Consider the following 19,503-nt stretch of genomic DNA (forward strand, 5'->3'; position numbering starts at 1 on the left):
ATCCGTTTCTTCACAAATATAAGTTATGTATAAGAGAGGGTTATACGTGCTTATATTTACTCACGCCTACCATCATAGCAAAAAACACCCCGCTTGGCTAACATTTCATTCATGGCGATGGTTCACTAAAATGATGGTTCCATTCTTCAAATCATGGGCGCTGGCGTCTAAAATCTTTTCCAGCAAGAATGCTGTCGTTTCCCGTTTATCCATGTCGGGTTCGATAAAAATGGGGGCACCTCCGTCGATTCTTTCCTTGTGAACCGTCACGATTGCCACTATTTTAGCCATGTTTGCCCTCCTTGCGGTTTACACTTGCTTCGCTTGGCATCCGAACCGCAGATTCCAGGATCGGCACCTTCAGAGCTACTGCCCGCGCCTTATGCGGGTCCAAATCCTGAGGCAGCATAAAAACAGCCAACCGCCCATTCTCCATATCCAGCTTGGCTAAAGGCACAAGAGCAGGCTCCCCGTCATCACGGTATACGCCAAGAATCGTGGACAAATCGAAGAGGATCGCCTGTCGCTGGCCAAGGTTGCTGAGCGTGGCGATGCCATTGATATTATAGGGGGTCAATATCATACCAACCCCTCGCTGCGCGATCAGCTTCTGGTTGCTTGCAAGTCCAACATTCATCATATAGATGTCCCCGACATAAAGATCAGGACCGTCAATTCTTAAAGCTGCATTGTCCACCTGTGCGATATGTGAAATATTTTTTCCCGATTTGAGCACCCACACCAGGACGAAAGAGAGGGTCCCTGCAAGAACGCCAAACAAGGGGCCCAATCCGATAGCCGCCAAACTTGTCAGCAAGGAGGTCAAAATAACAAGATAATTTCGTCCCTCGAACACCATGGCAATGCCTTCAATATAGGTTGCACCCCGTGGAACGAGCTCCAGACTGTCGATTTTATCAAGCGTATCGCGCTCCATCTTACGGACATCGCGAAATTGCTGGGCGGCAAGTGTCAAAAAGGTGATTGCCGTGTAATCTTTGTTATACATAGCCGGTACGGCGACTGCCCCCAGCGCAGAAGCAATTACGCCGAGAGAAATATGGATAATACGCCCATGTGGATAAGTCGGGTACTGCCGGTAATCGGTACGCAGCATCAACATCCGGGAAAATACACCAAATACGATGCCAAGTAGAATCCCGATTAAAATATGATGCGGCTGACCAAATTTCATCTGTTCCCACATGGTTTTACAATCCCCCTTTAGCTGAATCGTCCCCTTCTGGCTTTATGAAACAACCCTCTCATGAATTCCTTCAACAGGGTAGTAACTCTTGCGGCAAGCAGTGCGATCGCAAAGGCGTCCCACCATCCCCACGAACCCAAAACCATATCTCCGCCTGGTGCTCGGACAGGAATCAGCACAAACGCCATGAGCGCTGCAAATACGATCAAAGTAAACTGGTGACGGAAACGCTCGAGCAGCAAACCTCCTATTATTCCAGCCAGCAAAGGACCATCCCATATTGGATGCAAACCAATAAAAACAGGGTCTGCCCGGTACATCAGACGAGCCCATGTCCAGCTCATTCCTGCAAACAGGCTGCTAAGCAGCATGGACACGACAAGACCGGCATTCCTGCAGTCTGCAACTGACAAAATCGCCGCTCCGACTGCCGCGATCAGACTAGCCTGAAGGATCAAATGGTTGCCGAGCGGCAGCCATAAATCGTGAAGAACGAAGACCGCTAGCAGAAAAACCGCAAGCACACGACGCGATACTCCGTCTGCTACCTGCTCCTTCCACCCTGTCATATATAAGATCAGCAGCATGAAGGCAAACCAGCATGCGATAAACCCTTCATTCAAGACTATCCTCCCTCTCTCGACTGTCCTATTATGCGCTCCGGCAGGCAAACCTAATCTTGTTCCCAAATCCGTATGCAACAAAAAAAGCCGTTCGACGGCGCCATGGCCCGTCAAACGGCTGTTCATATCGTGGTACTATATGAACGAACTATTTCAAGTTTTTCAGTTTATCTCCAAAACGTTCAGCCAGTGTAAAGCTCATGCTTTCGTTGCTCAAGCTGACATTCGGGTTATTAAGCTCCACCTTAGGCGAACGCTGCGACGATGAAGAACGCTCTGGGCGTGAAGCAGGTTGTTCCGGAGCCTCTTCTGTTTCCTTGATGCTGAGGCTTACGCGTTTTTCAGAAGGATTGAAATCAAGCACTTTCGCTTGAACCTCCTGGCCTTCCGTTACCACCTCATTAGGAGTGGCTACATGGCGGTGAGCAAGCTGCGAAATGTGCACAAGACCTTCAACGCCCGGGGCAATTTCCACGAAAGCGCCGAAGCTGACGATACGACGGACCGTTCCCGTCACGATGTCACCTGCTTTGAATTGGCCATCTGCCGATTCCCAAGGGCCTGGTTGGGCGGCTTTCATGCTCAAGCTGATTTTGCCGGCAGCCGGATCCACTTTAAGTACTTTTACGTTAACGGTTTGGCCTTCCGACACAACATCCTTCGGATGCGCCACATGCTGCCAGGAAAGCTCAGACACGTGAACCAGACCATCGATACCGCCGATATCTACAAACGCGCCGAATGGCGTAAGGCGCTGTACGGTGCCTTCAATTTCTTGGCCAACTTGAATCGCGTTCATAACTTCTTGTTTGTTTTGCTCGAATTCGGCATCCAGCACTTCTTTCTGGGAAAGGATCACTTTATTGTTCTCGCGATCGATTTCTTTGACTTTGACACGCAATGTGCGGCCTTTATAATCGCTGAAATCCTCTACAAAATGACGTTCCACCATAGAAGCGGGAATAAATCCACGCACGCCAACATCAGCAACCAATCCGCCTTTGACTACATCGGCAACGGTTACTTCGAACACTTCGCCTTGATCGAAACGGTTTTGAAGCTCATCCCAAGCTTTTTCGCCGTCAACCAGTTTTTTGGAAAGCACAAGTTTTTCCTTGTCATCGTCAATGCTGACGACTTTAAGTTCAACTTCTTGGCCGACTTCAACGGCTTCAGCTGCACTTTCAATCTGGATCGAGGAAAGCTCACGAAGTGGAATAACGCCGTCATATTTATATCCAAGGCTAACATAAGCTTGGTTATCCTCAATTTTGACGATAGTACCTTTTACGGAGTCGCCTTTCTTCAAAGACACAAAGTTATCCAGTGCCTCTTGGTTTTCCGTTTGTTCAGTTGCTTCGGCATTTTCAGCCGATTCTGCAGCAACAGGTTGCCCATTTTCGATATTTTCCGCAGCAGCGGTTTCTTGCGATTCGATATTTTCCGCAGCAGCGGTTTCTTGCACATTTGTTTCTTCTGACATTTGAAAAACCTCCTCAGTTCATACCCCAACTTTATTTAAACGCACGCCCGCGACATTGAAACAGCAGCCTGACGCACCATCTAAAACTTAATTATACAACTAAAACCCTATCCGTGCGCAACCATTTCACGAATTCGCTTCATAATGGCTTCGGTGACCTGCTCCAGAACGTCAGAGCCAGGATCCTCAATAAAGGCAGTAATATCGATCGGCTTCCCATAACGGATCTTCATTTTGCGGAAGATGCGGTAATTGCCGACAATCGCCACCGGTATAATGGTCGCTTTGCTCCGCATGGCAATCATAGCGGCGCCTTTCTTCCCCATATCAGTAGCAGCGGCTTTGCGGGTTCCCTCCGGGAAAATCCCCATGACGCCGCCTGCCTGCAGAAGGCTGATGGAAGAACGTATGGCATCCTTGCTGACACCGCCGCGTTTAACCGGGAATGCGCCAAGCTTTCGGATAAAAGGACCGAATAAAGGAATCTGGAATAATTCCGCTTTTGCCATATAATGTACCTTACGGTTAACCTTTGTGCCTACCGTAGTAGGATCGAGCAAACTCAGATGATTGGAGCAGAGTATGACTCCCCCTGTGGCCGGGATGTTCTCCAAGCCGCTTGCTTCAAACCGAAACAAGAAAGCATACAGGATACGAAGCACTCGGCGGCAAACCCGATATAGCATAGTTTACTTCGCCTCCGCCAGTTTGGTTCGGCCTAATTCCTGAATAAGTGCAACAACTTGTTCAATGGTAAGCTCCGAACTATCGATACGTATCGCATCCTTCGCACAAACAAGCGGCGATATTTCACGCTGTTCGTCGCTCAGGTCGCGTCCTGCGATCTCCGCTTCCAGCTGCTCCAGCGAGACTCCTGTGCGGTCCTTCAATTCCTGATACCTTCTGAGTGCTCTGATATGCACACTTGCGGTAAGGAATATTTTCAATTCGGCGTCCGGCAGAACATGGGTGCCAATATCGCGGCCATCCATAACAATGCCCCTTGCCGCGGCTAGCTGCCGCTGCAGCTCCACCAACCGGATACGTACCGATTCATGCGAAGCCACCTGTGATACATGCTGCGTTACATCACGTGAACGAATTTCAGACGTTACATCTTCCTCATTCAGAAATACCATTTGACCGTTCTCACCAGGAGCAAGGCGAATATTCAGGACTTCCACAAGCTCCTTGAGCCTGTCCTGCTCACCCGGATCGATCCCCGCCCGATTGGCGGCGAGCGTTACGGCACGATACATGGCTCCCGTGTCGATGTAAACATAGCCGAGTTGTTCGGCAACCTTGCGTGCCACCGTGCTTTTGCCGGCACCGGCAGGTCCGTCAATCGCTACGTTAATGCGGTCGCTACAGCGTCCCCCATTGTTGCTCAACGGTGTACAACCTCCTTGAGAGCCGTTAGCGGTTTTCATCCCATGCTCTGATCATCAAGAAAAAAGCAGGCTCTGCCTGCGATAGTAGAAATTATACCACAGCGGTTTTGAAGATGCAAAGAACGCGAGTCGTGTCAGAGGGGCGTCCCTTCCAACCGATCCACGCCTGTTACCCACATCCGCACTTGCGGAATCTGCAGCGCAAGCTGACTGATCACCAGAGCGACCAGCAATGTAATAATCATTTTTTTGAGCACTTGCGAGACTTCATCGGATAACTGTTCAACCCCCTTTAAACGTTTGTCGCGCCTGTTGCCAGTCATTTTTTGCCAAAGCTTCATGAAATGCGCCTCTCCTTTGTATACTGCAGAAAAAACAGTATGGAAGTCTGAGGTTAGTTTTTCATATCGCAATTGTCATTATGCGCCTTCGTCCTAAAATGATCAGCTTTTTCGGATATCCAGCTGGCGCTCGAAGCAGAAACGAATAATTTTCTGTCTTTCCCCGTCCGTAATACCTGAAAATTTAGCCATTACCTGAACCTTGCCCGTTTCTGTCCTTTTTACCCGCACTACCTCTGCCTTGAACTGGGCATGATCCAGGCTGCCGTTGCGATAAGGCACAAGCAGCCAGCAATCCAATGTGGTCCCTTCCGTTATTGGCCATTTGCCATCGGCGAGAAACGAAATACCACCGCCCCCCACATCATCGGTCACACCGATAAACCGGACCTGCTCCGACATCTTGATTGCCAATTCCAGTTCCGCCGCCACACGAAGAAAATGCCGCCTCTGGACTTTCGTGATGGTTTGCGGATCCGGCTTGCGAATTCGGATCATTTTGACGACGTCCTCTTTAAAACCAAGCACATGTGAGTTGAAGTAATGTTTGACGCCATCGCCGGTCATGAAATATGCCGATAATTCGTCTCCCAGGAACAGCCGCTTGTACCGCCCCGTCCTCTCAAGGATCGGGATATCGATAAGGAGCTCGTCCTCTTGTTCATCCGATACCCTTGATTTGTATTCTATGTTCGCTTCTTCTTCATCGGAAGAGGCAACTTGAAGATACAGAAACTGATTCACTTTCGGCAGCATGATCGTCCCCCCATTTTTCTAAATTATAGCATAGCGTGCCAGAAATGGGCGAGAGGTGCGGTAACGAAAGAAATAGGACATGCAACATAAGTTCGCATGTCCTATCTTCTATTGGGGCATCTGTTCAATAGCTTCTTCAATTCCTGTTTCGGCATTAATGTAGATCCGGTAAACCCCTTTATTGATTTTACCGACAAACTCGTAACAAAGCACTTCTTCCCCCAAATCGCTTTTGATCAAGGCAAGCTGCTGCGATTTCGACTGGAAATCAGGATTCAATAAAGCCCTTGCCTGCTCCAGCGTAAGCTTAGGTTTGGGTATCTTTCGGTTATGATGCTCGTATACGTAATCCGAGGCTTGAAGCCCTACCGTTTCCCCATTATCCAGAGCAACCTTTACCGTTAGCTTGTCGGGGAAGATCAGAACCCCGTCCTGAGAACCTACGAAGGTGAACACGGATATCGTATCGTAATGGTCGTAATTTATGGCTTTCATTCCCTTATAGCCGTGATGCTCCAGAAACTCCTTTGCCTTGGCTTTTGCTTCCTTCGCTTGAAGCGCCTGCTTGCCAATCGTGCGGGGATTCTCGAACCAGATCAACTGGCCGCCTTTTTTCGTAAAATCCATCTGAATCGGATTGTTCATATTCGGCAGCTCTATTGTAGCGGAATACGACTCGTATTCCGTGCCTTTCCCATTCTCCACCACATTGATATTGTTCGGATCCTGTATCCCCATGAAATCAGCTGCGATTTTTCTGATGTCTTCGGGCGATTTCATCTGGCCGCTGAGCATATTAATCGTTCTTTTCTGATACATGCTGGCAACCGATGGCCCCCAGTTGATTTCCGGGTATTCGCTGACTTCTTTGTCAACCGTTTTGAACCCGTCAATGATGGTGTTGTCATTTGTCGATTTTTCGGACGCCAGCGCGACTTCAACATCCATCCAGCGCAGGTTTTTTGCCAACACTTTATCCTGCACGGTGTTCAATTCTTTGGAGATCTGCTCGGAGTTCGCATATAGCGTTTTGAGCATTTTGTGTTCATCATCCGTCAGCGGCTGCTTCGTCAAATCCCTTACAGATGTTTTATAGGAGAAGTTTGCGATCTTGGAGAGGAACTCCTCTGTTTTGTTGAACGGCAGCAGCGTCAGCGGTAGCTGGTTGATCTCGTTCTGCGCTTCGCTGGTTAGACGCCATACATTAACAAGCCCCTTGCGTTGATAGCCTTGTGAAGCGGCATTGACGGCAAGCGTATTGCCTAACTGCCTGTGAAGCTGCGACACATGGTAAGTCAAATCATGAAAGGCCCGCTGGTACTGGTTCTCGGCTTTGATCAAAACCGAATTCTTCTCTTGATGCTCCTGGTAGCCCCAATAAATCGAACCGATAAAAAACAGCGTCATTACCGGGAACAACACGGCGCTTAATCGACGGTACATAAGGCAAAAGCTCCTTTCGTATGCAAAACCTGGTGTTAGTTTGGTTTGCAGGAAGGAGCTTTATGCATAAAGATTAAACACATTTGGTACACGAGGTATTCCTTTTTCGGTACCGCTTTTCTAAAGAGCCTCTTCCACTTCAAAATCATGTTCGTTGTTGCAGAGGCATTGCTTGAAGCCGGTGTCGATGCGGTCATTATCCTTTCGTCCGCGAAGCACAAATTTCTCTCCGCATAGTTTGCAGCGAATTCTCACTTTAACCCTGGCCGTGATCATTTTTTCCTCCCGTCAAAAAGAAAAAACGATCGCCTTTATTCGAGGCTACCCGTCTTTCCCTTCTGAAAATATAAGTAAATCTAATATTAAATGTGGCGGAGCCCGTCGTACCTTATAGTCCTATTATAGACAGAGAAGCTATAATTTAATCTCTTCCTCCCGCACAAGAAGCGCGAACGGTGACCGGGCGTTTGCCCGGTTCATTTTACGTATTCCTTTCACCCACAAATAAATCATCAGCGGCACGATAAACCATACCCAGTATGTGGTGCCGGAGCCCATAATCCAGTCATACACGCCATGTTCCGCTACCGGAATAGCAGCAGCCAGCAAAATATATTTGCCGCTCGACTTTTTGGGGGCGAATTTCGCTTTCCCCAGATAATACCCCATCGTGACGCCGAACAAAGCATGTCCCGAAACGGGCAGAAGCGCGCGGAAAATCAGCGTTCCCACGGAGGCTGGCTGAAATACCGCATACAGCACATTCTCAAGTGTCGCAAATCCAAGCGAAATGGCGACCGCATATACAATTCCATCATAAGGCTCATCGAACTCCGTATGATTATAAATAATATGATAAAGCACGAACCACTTGACCAATTCCTCCACACCTGCAGAAATGACAAATGCAAACAGGAAAGGATGATCGCCCCAAAGGAGGGTCAAGCCTCGTTGGATGACCATAATAGGCAGCACCACAACGACACCGAGAAGAAATACCCGCAGTACCATATGAATCGGTTCGGTATCGTAACGGTCCTTCAAATAAAAATAGGTCAGCAGTGAAATTCCGGGCGCAACCGCTCCGGTTAATATGGAAAAAAGCAGCATCTCCCTCGTCTGTCACCTCCTGGTGTCTATCTTGCTCTCTTAAACCCAGCCGCGGTAACGTGAAGCCTCGGCTATCTTACGTACGCCAACCATATAGGCTGCAAGCCTCATATCTACCTTGCGGGCAAGGTGCAGGTCATGTACCTGGTTAAATCCGCGGATCATCATTTGCTGAAGCCTGCTGACCACATCCGATTCGGACCAGTAATAACCCTGGTTGTTCTGAACCCATTCAAAATAGGACACAATGACACCGCCCGCGCTTGCCAGCACATCCGGCACCAGAAGGATGCCGCGGCTGGTGACGATTCGCGTGGCCTCCATCGTAGTCGGCCCGTTGGCCGCTTCCACGATAATCTTCGCCCGGATCTTCTCGGCGTTATCCACGGTAATCTGATTCTCAATTGCTGCGGGCACAAGAACGTCGCACTCAAGCTGAAGCAGCTCTTCATTGGTGATCGTTTCACGGAACAGATTCGTCACTGTACCGAAGGAATCCCTGCGATCCAGCAGTGAATCAATATCCAGCCCTTCTTTATTATACAACGCTCCGTTCACATCGGAAATACCTATTACTTTGGCACCGGCATCATTCATGAATTTCGCCAAGAAACTCCCCGCATTTCCAAAGCCCTGAATGACCACCGTCGCATTGTTCAGTTGAATGCCTTTGACCCGGAGAGCCTCGTCGATCATAATCGCCACTCCGCGTGCCGTCGCAGTTTCACGTCCCAGAGAACCGCCGAGCACAATCGGCTTTCCGGTAATGAAGCCGGGTGAATCAAATTCGCGGATCCGGCTGTATTCATCCAGCATCCAGGCCATAATTTGCGAATTGGTCATCACATCCGGTGCGGGAATATCTTTGGTCGGACCGACCAGCTGGCTGATCGCACGGACATATCCGCGGCTTAGCCTTTCCAGCTCACGGAAGGACATTTGGCGTGGATCGCAAATAATGCCTCCTTTTCCACCGCCAAACGGCAGGTCCGCAATTCCGCATTTCAGACTCATCCAAATCGAAAGGGCTTTGACTTCATTCTCGTTGACATCGGGATGAAAACGGACGCCCCCTTTTGTAGGTCCGACCGCATCATTGTGCTGAGCCCGGTATCCCACAAACACGCGCGTTTTTCCATTGTCCATGCGTACAGGAATCCGTACTGTAAGAAGACGCATCGGCTCTTTGAGCAACTCAACCATTTGCTCATCGTAACCCAGCTTGCGAAGCGCATCCTCGATCACGGTCTGCGTCGATGCCAGCATATCATTTTTACTTGACATTGTATCCGTCATATATAAACGCCACCACCTTTTCATTCCATAATATGAACGGTAATGGACCGTGCTATGCGAAAAGGCGGAGAGGGTGAATCAATTTCATAACTAGAAAAAAACCGCTTAATTTACACTACATATAGGTTTGTTGGAGTTATACAATCAACAATTGTGAAAGATTAAGCTGAATATGCAATTATGAAATTGATTCGCTATCAAACAAAAAAAGCATCGTGCAAACGGAAAAGAGAACCGCTGCAGATGCTTGGAAAGGTTTATTTTAAAAATAAGTGCAAATTTCGGAAACCGCCTTGGCGGGCATAATCACTTTGCCGTATTCCTCGAGTATGGCCGTTGTGACGGATGTCGCTTCCCCGTATTCGGCAAGCAGGGCAATGACCGCGTGATAGCGCGCAAGTTCCAGCCCTTCCGATTCAAGGACAAGCATATATTTGCCGTTATAGGAATATAAACGTCCATCTTCCGTTATTTCGGCCGCCATGATTTGCTTGCAGACGGCAATGACATCTTCGATGTCCCGGAAAGCATACATAACGATATCGCTTTGCTCAAGCGTGACTTCAAGCTCGTAAACGTCCTCATCGTGGTCCTCTTCCTCCAATGAGCGTTCTTCCGGCTTGAGATTTACTTTGCCTCTTGTGACGATGACGACCATTCCCTGTGCCGGGAGCGCAAATACTTCAACAGCAAGCGGACCGCTCGCATCAAATCCGAGTTCATTATAAGCCTGATCCATCATCTCGCTGAACAGCTCGTGCACCTTCGGAATTTCGCGCCACATGTCCTCCTTCTGGATCCCACGCTCCAGCAGGTCGTCGAACGTCAGAAAAATACGTATTTTATCTTGATTGAGTCGTTCGATTTTCATGATAGGATCCCCCTTCTCGAAAGCATCTGCTTCGTTTTTGCGGAGCAAAATCGTCTTCGAAAGCGCACAAACGCGGCATTATTGGTTATAACAGCGTATGAAGCGCGCGCTGATTGGTGATTAAATCGTGCTATGTAACTATGTTAGCATGTCTGTGATTGGAATGCTACTTATGAACACATAAAAAAAGAATCGCCGGACCGTCTCCATATATACGTAATCAGACGATCAAACGATTCAATTTTTAATGCTTTGCCGCTTCCTCCATAATCTCTTCCACTTGCTGCTTGGCACGGGGTTCCTGGTTCAGCAGCTCCTCAATTTGAACCCAGTTTTCGCCTGTTTTTTCTTGGGTGGGCTTGGCATGCTTGGATGCTTTATGCCCGCGGTCCGAGCCGATATTGCGGTTGATCACGGCATCGACTGCCTTACCCTTCATCCCGCCCCAAACTTCTCCTGCCGCAGAGCTTGCCCAGGCAAACATTCCAGGACGTTTCTTGGCGGCATAAACAGATAATGCCACCCCTGCAAAACTGCCGAGTAAAAAGCTGCTCCACTTCATCGGTAAGCCTCCTTTGACTGATCAGGTGATTGGTGCCCCGAGCTAAGAGCGGGCTCAAGACTTCCTGAATTCAAGTATAGTTTGACCCAACCGGGCGGCTGTCATTCCGTTATCAGTATGTTACAATGATTGGACTGAATTACGCCGATTCATTGTGAATCATTCCATTCAATGGACATTCAAACACCCCAGGAGGAATACGATGCCGACCTTACAAAAAAATAAAATTTTTCTGGTACTCACCCTTGGAACTTTGCTGATCTCGGGCTGCGCCTCAAAAACGGGAAACGTCCCGTCAAATGATAATGCTATTGCGAACGCGCCATCGACGCAGTCTGACTCTAATGGAACAAACACGTCACAAGACCCGGAACCCGCAGATCCCGAAGCAAGCAAGACACCGGAGCCAAACGGCGCTGTGAACAGCGGAGGAGGCGGCGAAAGCACGAAGGAGCCTTCGGAACAGAAGCCGGAGGAATCAGATCCCCCAAAGAAGCTTTACAAAATGTCCAAAGCTTACCGCTTTGAACCCATCGGGAGCGATACTCCGGACAAGGTAGTGCTGCTCACTTTCGATGACGGCCCCAAAGAGGATGAAATGATCAGCAGTCTGCTCGACACACTGGATAAGCATAAAGCAAAAGCTGTCTTCTTCGTTAACGGCTACCGCGTTAAAAGCCATCCGGAGCTGCTTAAAAAAATAGCCGACCGCGGACAGACGATCGGCAATCATTCATGGGACCACATTGATTTAAAGAAAGAATCGGCTGAGAAGATTGAAAAGCAGATTGGGGATGTGCAGGATATCGTGAAGGAAACCATTGGTACGGAGCCCGTATTCTTCCGGCCGCCATTTGGTTCGGGAGGCGACAAGGTCGCAGCGATCGTCAACAAGAAAGGCATGCTTTATACGACTTGGTCAAACGGTTCCCTGGACTGGGACAAAAAAAGCACGAAGGAGCAGCCCGAGCTGGTCATAAAAAACGTCCTGGAGCAGCTCCATCCCGGAGCCAACATTCTGATGCACGAGCTTCCCTGGACGGTCGAAGCGCTGGATACGCTTCTGACCAAACTGGAAGCGAAAGGATACGGATTTATTGATCCCCAGACGATTGATCCGGGTGTGGATCAGACTTCAAAGTAAGAAGATGAAACTGGGCCGGAGCAAGCAGCCTGAGCGGGAATTTGGACGTACCGAAACCGCAGCTGACAAACAGCAGAGGCGATACCGGCCTTTCCGGCGGGCTTGCCGGGAGCTTGAACCATCCACGCCCGTAGGCATGCAGGGATTTGGTCTTGAGAAGAGGACCGAACAAAGGCAGAACGATTTGTCCGCCATGCGTATGCCCGCTCAGAATGAGGTCGATCGGCACAGACGGCAGCAGACGGCCGGCAATAAGCGGATCATGGGCAAGCAGCAGCGTGAACAGCTTGTTTCCGTCCTCGGGCTCGCTGAGCGTTACAGCAAGCTTGTCGCGGTTGGTCCGGGGATCGTCCACCCCTGCAAGCCGGATACGGCTCCCATCCTTTTTTGCAAAGGTAACGGATTCATTAACCAGCAGATGGACTCTCTCTTCCACCAGCATCACTTCGAACGGCCGGATATCCTCGTCATGGTCATGATTGCCGTATACAAAATAAACCGGTGCGAGGGCGGCCAGCTTTCGCAGATTGCTGCGGACCCGTTCCAGCGGAACGCCTTTCTCCCGCAAGTCCCCCCCGATCAGCACCAAATCGGCACCCCCGGCTTCCCTGCACTGCTCTACTACAGCCTCCGGGATAACTCTTCTATGTATATCGCTTATAAATAGAAGCCTCGTTCCGTCAAAAGCTTCCGGCAGCCGGACAAGCGTAATTTCATGCTGATCCAGTTGATACCGGTATGCCTCCCATCTCATATAAACTAACATTCCTACAGCGACGAATATAAGAGCAAGCAGCCATCCTGACATTAAAGAATCCGCCTCCTCTTTATATTCCGGTCAGCTTCCTTCCCCATAATACAAGCCCGATCACAAGGATCATAAACAGGGTAAAAAGCAATCGGTAATACCATTTGGCTAACATTAATTTGTTTGAAGGAAATTTTTGGAGCCTTGATGGCAGATTCCCCTTCTCTTGCGCACTTTCAGACAATCGTCCTGTGACCCGTTGTGCCGGCTTCGCCTTGCGCGGTTTCCCGTGTTTGAGAACCCTGCTCATGTCCCCCTCCGGAAGCGAATCACAAACCCCATAACCATATCTATGACAAAATGCGCGACGATAGGTGCCCACAGCGAGCCGGACTGGATATAAATCCACCCTAAAGCATAGCTGATCGAAAATACTAGTCCTGTCGGAATCCAGTGCTTCAAGTAACGGACATGTATCAGCGCAAATACAATACTTGTCCAATAAGGTCCCAAGTTATGCTGGATAGCGCCTCTGAACAAGGTTTCTTCACAAATGGAAACAATCAGGGAGAGAACGATTATATGCCAGACAGGCCTGTTCTTAAAAATCCGGTCATTGACGCCGCCGTCATCCCCTGCCTCCTCGGGAACAAACCGGGAAACCAGCAGGTCAACCGCAATCACAACGACAGCCAAACCAAGGCCCCAGAACAAAAAACTCAGCTCTCTGGGCAAGGCAAACAATAAAAATGGATTCCGGTGCTGAAAAAATATCCATATTAAACCGATAACTAAAGTAACGGCCTGTGTAGCATACAAATTGATGAGCAGCAGGCGGTCGTCAATCTGGTCGATTGAGACTGTTTTAAAGCGTATTTTACGGATGTCGAATTTTTTCATTTCATAACCGCCTGACATGAAGGTTCATATTTCCTTTTCCACCACTTTAACCTATACTAATTAGGACAATCGAATCAGATCAGAAGAACGAAGGGGATTATCATGGAGAAACGATTAACACGAACTGAAATGCTATTTAGCCTCGGCTTTCTGTTTATGCTGGTATGTGCCGTTGGCGCTTTCTTTTACGGTGTAAAAATCGGGTCCGATCAGACCGAAGCTAAGCTCATTGAGCAAACGAAACATTTGAGCGGCGGAAAAACCAGCCTTGTACCCGCCTATCAGCAGCAGGATCTGGTCTCCTTCTATCATACCGTATTTCTGCCCTACCGTGAATTTCAAAACGAATGGACGCAAACCTTACATAAAATATCGACCGGGCAGATTTCCGATTCTGCCTCCGCGTTAAAGGGGTTGGCAAGCACCGCCAAACAAAAATACAAGGAAGCCAATCTTGCTTCGGTGCCGGCATCTTCGCCTCTCCTTGAACAATCCCAGCTTCAGCTGCTTAAAGGATTAAAGCTCTTCGGCGAAGCCGCCCAGCGAGGCGCAGGCTCGGCGAAGGATATGTCAGTGGAAGAGCTTGTCAAAGAACTTGTGAAGGATGCCTTCTATCTGGAAGGCGTCAAACAGGCGTTAACCGGCCAGGTGAGTTATTATTATGCCATGATGAAATGGAGCAGTTCCGTTGACCCGCACATTCCGGATCAATTCTCGACGACGTCCGTCCTGGCCCTTGGCAAATGGAAGACGCTCCCGCTTGTCGTGAAGAATAAAGTGATCGCGGAGCAGCTCAAGTCGCGCATGCTGATTATTCCTTATTATCCGCAGGATTTAACTTCCCGCGTGGATCAGTTTATCAGTTCGGGACAGGCGAGCAAAATGGGAATGAAGACGCTTGGTTCCGTTATTGACTTGTTGATCGACACGGAGGCGGTAAGGTCCGGGGACTTCGATACCAGCAAGCCTGTTCTATACGCCAAGGAGCTGCTGCCTCAGCTGCCATTCTTTTTTCCTGAATAAGGGTATTCAATCATATTGAAATCCGCGCAAGGCGGCTACCGCAGCCATTCCACCGTTCACATTGTGGAGGTTGCTGTAGCCTTTTTCCGTTAAATAACGGCATACTCCCGTACTCCGAACTCCATGCGCACAGATAATATAGACCGGTTTATCCGTCGGAATTTCATCCAGCCTGCCCGGTATGGTATTCATGGGCACCAGCAGCGAACCATCCAGATGATAATAATCCCATTCCATCTGTTCGCGTACATCTATTACTTGAGCTGGCTCAAGCCATCCCCCGGAAGCAAGCAGATGAAAGGCGTCCGGTTCGATATCTTTCCATAGCTCCATTTGAATTCTCCTTTTGCTTATGATGGCAGCCACTGTCCAGCAGCAGTAATGACGCCTTTTACAGCGGTCGCTTTTCATGGTCGATCATAACTAAATTTTCACAAATGAGCAAGTTTCGCCATTGCAATTATCAGCGTCCTTGCTATAGAATAGTAAAGGTTACATGTCTATTTCTGTCGGTTCCGCGCTATGACGAGGGACTTATAACCGATTTAGCGCTTCAGCGGGAATCCATAAGCGAACCCCGCTGCTTTCATTAATAACAGCTTACTCTTCTACTATATCTACATAGGCGTATACCTGCGTAAATAATTTTTCAGGAGGCAATTAGACATGTTCAAAGTATTAGTTTCAGACCCGATTAGCGATCTTGGTATCCAGAAGCTGGTGGATGCGGAGGATGTCGTTGTCGACAAAAAACCAGGGCTCAGCGAAGATGAGCTCGTCGCCATAATCGGCGAATACGACGCTATGCTCGTCCGCAGCCAGACACGGGTTACAGCACGTATAATGGAAGCAGGCAAACAGCTCAAAGTCGTTGGACGAGCCGGCGTCGGCGTCGATAATATCGATTTGGAGGCTGCTACACAGCGCGGCATTATTGTCATTAACGCACCGGACGGAAACACGATTACGACCTGCGAGCATACCTTTGCCATGATGATGGCTGTTGCCCGTCACATTCCACAGGCCTATTTGAAAACAGTCGGCGGCGAATGGGACCGCAAATCCTTCCTGGGCGTTGAGCTCCGCAACAAAATATTGGGCGTCCTCGGAATGGGCCGCATCGGCAGCGAAGTTGCCAAACGGGCCAAAGCGTTTGGAATGGAAATCTGGGGTTACGACCCCTTCCTGACAGAGGAGCGTGCGGAAAAACTCGGCATCCGTCTGTCCTCGGTCGATGATATCGTCAGAAATGCCGACTTCATGACGGTGCACACGCCGCTCACTCCGGAGACACGCCATATTATCGGCGCTTCTCAATTCGAAGTGATGAAGAAAGGAATGCGCATTGTTAACTGCGCACGGGGCGGCATCATTGACGAGATCGCGCTGGTAGCAGCTGTCGATAAGGGTATCGTGGCAGGTGCGGCCTTCGACGTTTTTGAATCGGAGCCTCCGGCTGCAGACCATCCATTCCTGTCCAATCCTAAAATCATCGTTACGCCGCATCTCGGCGCTTCCACGGTTGAAGCCCAGGAAAATGTAGCGATCGACGTCTCGGAGCAGGTGCTTAACATTCTGCGGGACAAGCCGTTTTCGAATGCGGTCAATATGCCGCCGATCCCGGCTAACGTGCTCAACATATTGCAGCCTTACTTCAATCTTGGCGAGAAACTCGGAAGCTTCGCTGCTCAGCTGACGGAAGGGGCCATCCAGGAAATTACCGTCAATTATTCCGGTGAACTGGCGGAAGTCGATACACAGCCGCTTACCCGCTACATTGTACGCGGCGTGCTCTCGCATCACCTGGGTTCGGAAATGGTCAACGTCGTCAACTCCATGCATCTTGCCAAGGAGCGAAGCGTCAACATCGTCATTCAGAAATCCCATACATCGCGCGACTTCACCAACCTGGTTACTGTTTCTCTTCGCTCGAAGCAGGAGGAGCGTCTTGTAGCCGGAACCTTGCTCACCGGTTATGGTCCACGGATCGTGCAAATTGACAAGTTTCCCGTCGATGTGGCTCCGGGGGGCAATCTCATTCTCGTTTCCCATAATGATAAGCCTGGCATCATCGGCCGCGTAGGCACACTGCTTGGCACCAATGATGTCAACATTGCCACCATGCAGGTAGGACGGAAGATTATCGGTGGGGCGGCTATCATGGTCCTGTCTGTGGATAAAGCTGTTCCGAAAGATGTCCTTTCCCAAATTGCCGAACTCCCGGATCTGAATAACGCCAAAGAGATTATTTTGTATTAAGCGGCACGCTTCCGCTGCTTGTGAAGTAGCCCACAAAAAAGCCCTCCAAGCGAGTCCAAGCGAGGGCTTTTTTTGTTGCAAATGTTTCACGACCAACAAGATTTGTCGGCCTGCTTCAACAAAAAAAGCGCTCCAGCCAGGAGCGCTTTGTCATTTACAGCTTCGCTTCGACAGGAAGCAGCAGCGTGAAGACCGTGCCTTCGCCGACTGTGCTTTCCACATCAATTCGTCCATGATGGGATTCCACGATGTTCTTCACGATTGCAAGGCCAAGCCCCGTTCCCCCGGAGGATGTAACCCTCTTGCGCGCTTTATCGGCCTTGTAGAACCGTTCAAAGATATAAGGCAAATCATCTGCTGGAATCCCCTGTCCCTCATCCTGAATCTTCAGCTCGATCAAACTCTTGCGATCCCTCGTCACATATTGGCCCGAGATTATGATCCGGGCACCGCGCTGTGTATGTCGAAGGGCATTATCAAGCAGGTTGGTGAGCACCTGCTCCAGCCTGTCCTCATCTGCGGCATTCATGGTCAGGCCGGTTTCGGGTAACTCACACAGCAGCATGATCCCCTCTTCCTTGGCGTAAGCCAGAAATTTGCGGTGCACCCGCTTGACCAATCCTTTGATATCCACCTGCTCGAATTTTATCTCAATATGACCGGCCTCCATTCTGGCCAGATCAAGCAGGTCCTTAACAAGCCTTCCCATCCGCAGCGACTCGTCATGGATGACCTGGACAAGCTCCTGCCGCTCTTCTGGAGAAGCTGCAATATCATCCAGCAGCGCCTCGCTGTATCCTTGCAGCATGGATAGCGGCGTCCGGATTTCATGCGATACATTGGCGACAAAATCGCGGCGGAGCTTCTCCAGGTTGGATTCTTCGGTTACATTTCTCATTACAGCTACGGCGCCGCGCACGGAATCGTTGGATTTCAGAGGTGCCATAACAACCGACCACACGCCGCTTTGCACATGAATTTTATCTGTCATGTCCTTACCCTCGCGCAGCACCCGACGGTAGAGATCCAGGACGGGTCCCGGCACCTGAATTCCGGAACGCAGCCGCGGCACAGAGCTTGCCCCGTCTTCCTCATTCCAGTCAAGAGCGTTCCAGCTTTCGATCAAGAGCTGGCCATGAGGATTGGCCAGAATGACCTGGCCTTGCGCATCCAGCGTAATGACCGCGTCCGCCATGCTTCTGAGCACGCTTGCCAGATGCTCCTTCTCGTGGTGCAAATCCCGAATCAGCGTATCCAGATCGGCGGCCATATGATTAAAGGTGTTGGCCAGATCTCCGATTTCATCGGAAGAGCGGATCGGAACACGGGTACGGTATTCCCCTTGCGAAATAAGATCTGCGGCTTTTTTCATTTGCAGCAGCGGTTGTGTTATTTTGGTCGAAAGAAAAAAAGCGAAAAATGTGGAAAGCAGAAATCCGATAATCGCGGTATACATAAACAGCACTTTGACATTATGCGAATTCTCTTCAAACGTGATGTCGATATATTGCAGGAGGAACATTCCGAGAATCAGCAGAACAACGGCGACCAGACCGATAATCGTGATCCACAGCTTGCCGACAACGCTTCGCAGCAGCTTCATAATTTACTTGGAAACCTCAAGCTTGTATCCTACGCCCCATACGGTTGTAATCATGGAGGCGGCTTCTGGCGATACTTTGTTGAGTTTCTCGCGAAGCCTCTTCACATGCGTATCCACCGTGCGCAGATCGCCGAAAAATTCGTAATTCCACACATCCTTGAGCAGCTCTTCGCGGGAGAACACTTTATCCGGCGATATGGCCAAATAATGAAGCAGTTCATATTCCTTCGGGGTCAGGCTTACCTCCTGGCCGCCCGCCATCACCCGGTGTGCATCGTGCTCGATAATCAAATGCGGAAAAACGATATTATTGGTGGTCATCGTCTCTTTGGTCAGAAACGCTGTGGCGGAAGAACGGCGAAGAATCGCTTTGACCCGGTAGATAACTTCCCGCGGACTGAAGGGCTTGACCACATAATCATCGGCTCCCACTTCAAATCCCTGAACCCGGTTCATTTCCTCGCCTTTTGCCGTCAGCATAATAACGGGGGTTGTTTTTACTTGGCGCAGTCTGGTGCATACCTCTATTCCGTCGATTCCGGGCAGCATTACATCCAGAAGGATCAAATCAAAGTCGCTGGCCGTCGCCAGGCGCAGGGCCGTTTCCCCGTCCTCCGCCTCGACAATGGCGTACCCCTCTTTCTCCAGATACATTTTGAGCAGACGACGGATCCGTTCTTCATCATCCACGACCAGTATACGGTGCACTTCTTCTGACATGCGAATCAGACTCCTCTCAATTT

General features: G+C 49.7%; 22 protein-coding genes. 3 read left to right on the forward strand and 19 right to left on the reverse strand.

Features of this window, described 5'->3' with window-relative positions:
- Positions 1–105: 105 nt before the first annotated feature.
- The 14 genes from IEY46_RS14275 to IEY46_RS14340 all read right to left on the reverse strand — a co-directional run bounded on the left by IEY46_RS14275 (position 106) and on the right by IEY46_RS14340 (position 11,083).
- Positions 106–291 carry a capping complex subunit for YIEGIA gene (locus tag IEY46_RS14275; protein ID WP_188992660.1) on the reverse strand — a complete coding sequence of 62 codons (186 nt, stop codon included), beginning with the start codon at positions 289–291 and terminating at the stop codon, positions 106–108.
- Positions 284–1,207, reverse strand: coding sequence for a YIEGIA family protein (locus IEY46_RS14280; protein WP_229750291.1), 924 nt, complete (start codon positions 1,205–1,207; stop codon positions 284–286). The genes IEY46_RS14275 and IEY46_RS14280 overlap by 8 nt, the downstream gene beginning before the upstream one ends.
- Before the next feature lie 17 nt (positions 1,208–1,224).
- Positions 1,225–1,830 (reverse strand): YphA family membrane protein, encoded by a 606-nt coding sequence (locus IEY46_RS14285; protein WP_188992661.1) that lies wholly within the window; start codon positions 1,828–1,830, stop codon positions 1,225–1,227.
- A 148-nt stretch (positions 1,831–1,978) separates the two neighbouring features.
- The gene (gene rpsA, locus IEY46_RS14290; RefSeq protein WP_188992662.1) at positions 1,979–3,313 is read right to left on the reverse strand and encodes a 30S ribosomal protein S1; all 1,335 of its coding nucleotides are present in this window, start codon (positions 3,311–3,313) and stop codon (positions 1,979–1,981) included.
- Between the two features lie 107 nt (positions 3,314–3,420).
- On the reverse strand, positions 3,421–3,999 hold the full coding sequence (locus tag IEY46_RS14295; protein WP_188992663.1) for a lysophospholipid acyltransferase family protein: 579 nt from the start codon (positions 3,997–3,999) through the stop codon (positions 3,421–3,423).
- Between the two features lie 3 nt (positions 4,000–4,002).
- Positions 4,003–4,704, reverse strand: coding sequence for a (d)CMP kinase (gene cmk / locus IEY46_RS14300; RefSeq protein ID WP_229750292.1), 702 nt, complete (start codon positions 4,702–4,704; stop codon positions 4,003–4,005).
- Positions 4,705–4,838: 134 nt separating this feature from the next.
- A complete protein-coding gene (locus tag IEY46_RS14305; protein WP_188992665.1) occupies positions 4,839–5,045 on the reverse strand; it encodes a hypothetical protein in 207 nt (68 codons plus the stop codon).
- A gap of 102 nt (positions 5,046–5,147) precedes the next feature.
- Positions 5,148–5,801, reverse strand: coding sequence for a flagellar brake protein (locus tag IEY46_RS14310; protein ID WP_188992666.1), 654 nt, complete (start codon positions 5,799–5,801; stop codon positions 5,148–5,150).
- A gap of 108 nt (positions 5,802–5,909) precedes the next feature.
- Positions 5,910–7,244 (reverse strand): germination protein YpeB, encoded by a 1,335-nt coding sequence (gene ypeB, locus IEY46_RS14315; protein WP_188992667.1) that lies wholly within the window; start codon positions 7,242–7,244, stop codon positions 5,910–5,912.
- Positions 7,245–7,364: 120 nt separating this feature from the next.
- On the reverse strand, positions 7,365–7,520 hold the full coding sequence (locus IEY46_RS14320; RefSeq protein ID WP_188992668.1) for a hypothetical protein: 156 nt from the start codon (positions 7,518–7,520) through the stop codon (positions 7,365–7,367).
- A gap of 138 nt (positions 7,521–7,658) precedes the next feature.
- On the reverse strand, positions 7,659–8,354 hold the full coding sequence (gene prsW, locus IEY46_RS14325) for a glutamic-type intramembrane protease PrsW (RefSeq protein ID WP_188992669.1): 696 nt from the start codon (positions 8,352–8,354) through the stop codon (positions 7,659–7,661).
- A gap of 39 nt (positions 8,355–8,393) precedes the next feature.
- Positions 8,394–9,650: a Glu/Leu/Phe/Val family dehydrogenase gene (locus tag IEY46_RS14330; protein WP_229750293.1), complete on the reverse strand. Its 1,257-nt coding sequence runs from the start codon at positions 9,648–9,650 to the stop codon at positions 8,394–8,396.
- Between the two features lie 262 nt (positions 9,651–9,912).
- On the reverse strand, positions 9,913–10,521 hold the full coding sequence (locus IEY46_RS14335) for a genetic competence negative regulator (RefSeq protein WP_188992671.1): 609 nt from the start codon (positions 10,519–10,521) through the stop codon (positions 9,913–9,915).
- Between the two features lie 244 nt (positions 10,522–10,765).
- A complete protein-coding gene (locus tag IEY46_RS14340; RefSeq protein WP_188992672.1) occupies positions 10,766–11,083 on the reverse strand; it encodes a hypothetical protein in 318 nt (105 codons plus the stop codon).
- Between the two features lie 202 nt (positions 11,084–11,285).
- On the opposite strand from IEY46_RS14340, the gene IEY46_RS14345 reads away from it, so the two are divergent.
- Positions 11,286–12,227, forward strand: a complete 942-nt coding sequence (locus IEY46_RS14345) for a polysaccharide deacetylase family protein (protein WP_188992673.1) — start codon at positions 11,286–11,288, stop codon at positions 12,225–12,227.
- On the opposite strand, the gene IEY46_RS14350 is transcribed toward IEY46_RS14345, so the two are convergent.
- Together IEY46_RS14350 and IEY46_RS14355 are read right to left on the reverse strand one after the other, a co-directional pair.
- On the reverse strand, positions 12,178–13,035 hold the full coding sequence (locus IEY46_RS14350) for a metallophosphoesterase (protein ID WP_188992674.1): 858 nt from the start codon (positions 13,033–13,035) through the stop codon (positions 12,178–12,180). The two genes, IEY46_RS14345 and IEY46_RS14350, sit on opposite strands and share 50 nt — an antisense overlap.
- Before the next feature lie 246 nt (positions 13,036–13,281).
- Entirely contained in the window at positions 13,282–13,875 is a 594-nt protein-coding gene (locus IEY46_RS14355; RefSeq protein ID WP_188992675.1) for a CPBP family intramembrane glutamic endopeptidase, read from the reverse strand.
- 102 nt (positions 13,876–13,977) lie between these two features.
- Between IEY46_RS14355 and IEY46_RS14360 the strand changes: the two genes are divergently transcribed.
- Complete coding sequence (locus tag IEY46_RS14360) at positions 13,978–14,898, forward strand: hypothetical protein (RefSeq protein ID WP_188992676.1); 921 nt, start codon at positions 13,978–13,980, stop codon at positions 14,896–14,898.
- A 6-nt stretch (positions 14,899–14,904) separates the two neighbouring features.
- Here the strand turns inward: IEY46_RS14360 and IEY46_RS14365 are convergent, their stop codons facing one another.
- Positions 14,905–15,231, reverse strand: a complete 327-nt coding sequence (locus IEY46_RS14365; RefSeq protein ID WP_188992677.1) for a rhodanese-like domain-containing protein — start codon at positions 15,229–15,231, stop codon at positions 14,905–14,907.
- Between the two features lie 333 nt (positions 15,232–15,564).
- Between IEY46_RS14365 and serA the strand changes: the two genes are divergently transcribed.
- Positions 15,565–17,157, forward strand: coding sequence for a phosphoglycerate dehydrogenase (gene serA / locus IEY46_RS14370; RefSeq protein ID WP_188992678.1), 1,593 nt, complete (start codon positions 15,565–15,567; stop codon positions 17,155–17,157).
- A gap of 154 nt (positions 17,158–17,311) precedes the next feature.
- Here serA and IEY46_RS14375 read toward each other — a convergent pair whose 3' ends face one another.
- Together IEY46_RS14375 and IEY46_RS14380 are read right to left on the reverse strand one after the other, a co-directional pair.
- Positions 17,312–18,760 (reverse strand): HAMP domain-containing sensor histidine kinase, encoded by a 1,449-nt coding sequence (locus tag IEY46_RS14375; protein ID WP_188992679.1) that lies wholly within the window; start codon positions 18,758–18,760, stop codon positions 17,312–17,314.
- A 3-nt stretch (positions 18,761–18,763) separates the two neighbouring features.
- Positions 18,764–19,480, reverse strand: coding sequence for a response regulator transcription factor (locus tag IEY46_RS14380; protein WP_188992680.1), 717 nt, complete (start codon positions 19,478–19,480; stop codon positions 18,764–18,766).
- Positions 19,481–19,503: the final 23 nt, after the last annotated feature.

It is taken from the genome of Paenibacillus nasutitermitis, assembly GCF_014641075.1.
Lineage (GTDB): Bacteria > Bacillota > Bacilli > Paenibacillales > Paenibacillaceae > Paenibacillus_Z > Paenibacillus_Z nasutitermitis.

Coding starts and splice junctions, on each gene's coding strand:
- IEY46_RS14275 (WP_188992660.1), bottom strand. CDS start 291: ATGGCTAAAATAGTGGCAATCGTGACGGTTCACAAGGAAAGAATCGAC.
- IEY46_RS14280 (WP_229750291.1), bottom strand. CDS start 1,207: ATGTGGGAACAGATGAAATTTGGTCAGCCGCATCATATTTTAATCGGG.
- rpsA (WP_188992662.1), bottom strand. CDS start 3,313: ATGTCAGAAGAAACAAATGTGCAAGAAACCGCTGCTGCGGAAAATATC.
- IEY46_RS14295 (WP_188992663.1), bottom strand. CDS start 3,999: ATGCTATATCGGGTTTGCCGCCGAGTGCTTCGTATCCTGTATGCTTTC.
- IEY46_RS14305 (WP_188992665.1), bottom strand. CDS start 5,045: ATGAAGCTTTGGCAAAAAATGACTGGCAACAGGCGCGACAAACGTTTA.
- IEY46_RS14310 (WP_188992666.1), bottom strand. CDS start 5,801: ATGCTGCCGAAAGTGAATCAGTTTCTGTATCTTCAAGTTGCCTCTTCC.
- ypeB (WP_188992667.1), bottom strand. CDS start 7,244: ATGTACCGTCGATTAAGCGCCGTGTTGTTCCCGGTAATGACGCTGTTT.
- IEY46_RS14320 (WP_188992668.1), bottom strand. CDS start 7,520: ATGATCACGGCCAGGGTTAAAGTGAGAATTCGCTGCAAACTATGCGGA.
- prsW (WP_188992669.1), bottom strand. CDS start 8,354: ATGCTGCTTTTTTCCATATTAACCGGAGCGGTTGCGCCCGGAATTTCA.
- IEY46_RS14330 (WP_229750293.1), bottom strand. CDS start 9,650: ATGACGGATACAATGTCAAGTAAAAATGATATGCTGGCATCGACGCAG.
- IEY46_RS14335 (WP_188992671.1), bottom strand. CDS start 10,521: ATGAAAATCGAACGACTCAATCAAGATAAAATACGTATTTTTCTGACG.
- IEY46_RS14340 (WP_188992672.1), bottom strand. CDS start 11,083: ATGAAGTGGAGCAGCTTTTTACTCGGCAGTTTTGCAGGGGTGGCATTA.
- IEY46_RS14345 (WP_188992673.1), top strand. CDS start 11,286: ATGCCGACCTTACAAAAAAATAAAATTTTTCTGGTACTCACCCTTGGA.
- IEY46_RS14350 (WP_188992674.1), bottom strand. CDS start 13,035: ATGTCAGGATGGCTGCTTGCTCTTATATTCGTCGCTGTAGGAATGTTA.
- IEY46_RS14355 (WP_188992675.1), bottom strand. CDS start 13,875: ATGAAAAAATTCGACATCCGTAAAATACGCTTTAAAACAGTCTCAATC.
- IEY46_RS14360 (WP_188992676.1), top strand. CDS start 13,978: ATGGAGAAACGATTAACACGAACTGAAATGCTATTTAGCCTCGGCTTT.
- IEY46_RS14365 (WP_188992677.1), bottom strand. CDS start 15,231: ATGGAGCTATGGAAAGATATCGAACCGGACGCCTTTCATCTGCTTGCT.
- serA (WP_188992678.1), top strand. CDS start 15,565: ATGTTCAAAGTATTAGTTTCAGACCCGATTAGCGATCTTGGTATCCAG.
- IEY46_RS14375 (WP_188992679.1), bottom strand. CDS start 18,760: ATGAAGCTGCTGCGAAGCGTTGTCGGCAAGCTGTGGATCACGATTATC.
- IEY46_RS14380 (WP_188992680.1), bottom strand. CDS start 19,480: ATGTCAGAAGAAGTGCACCGTATACTGGTCGTGGATGATGAAGAACGG.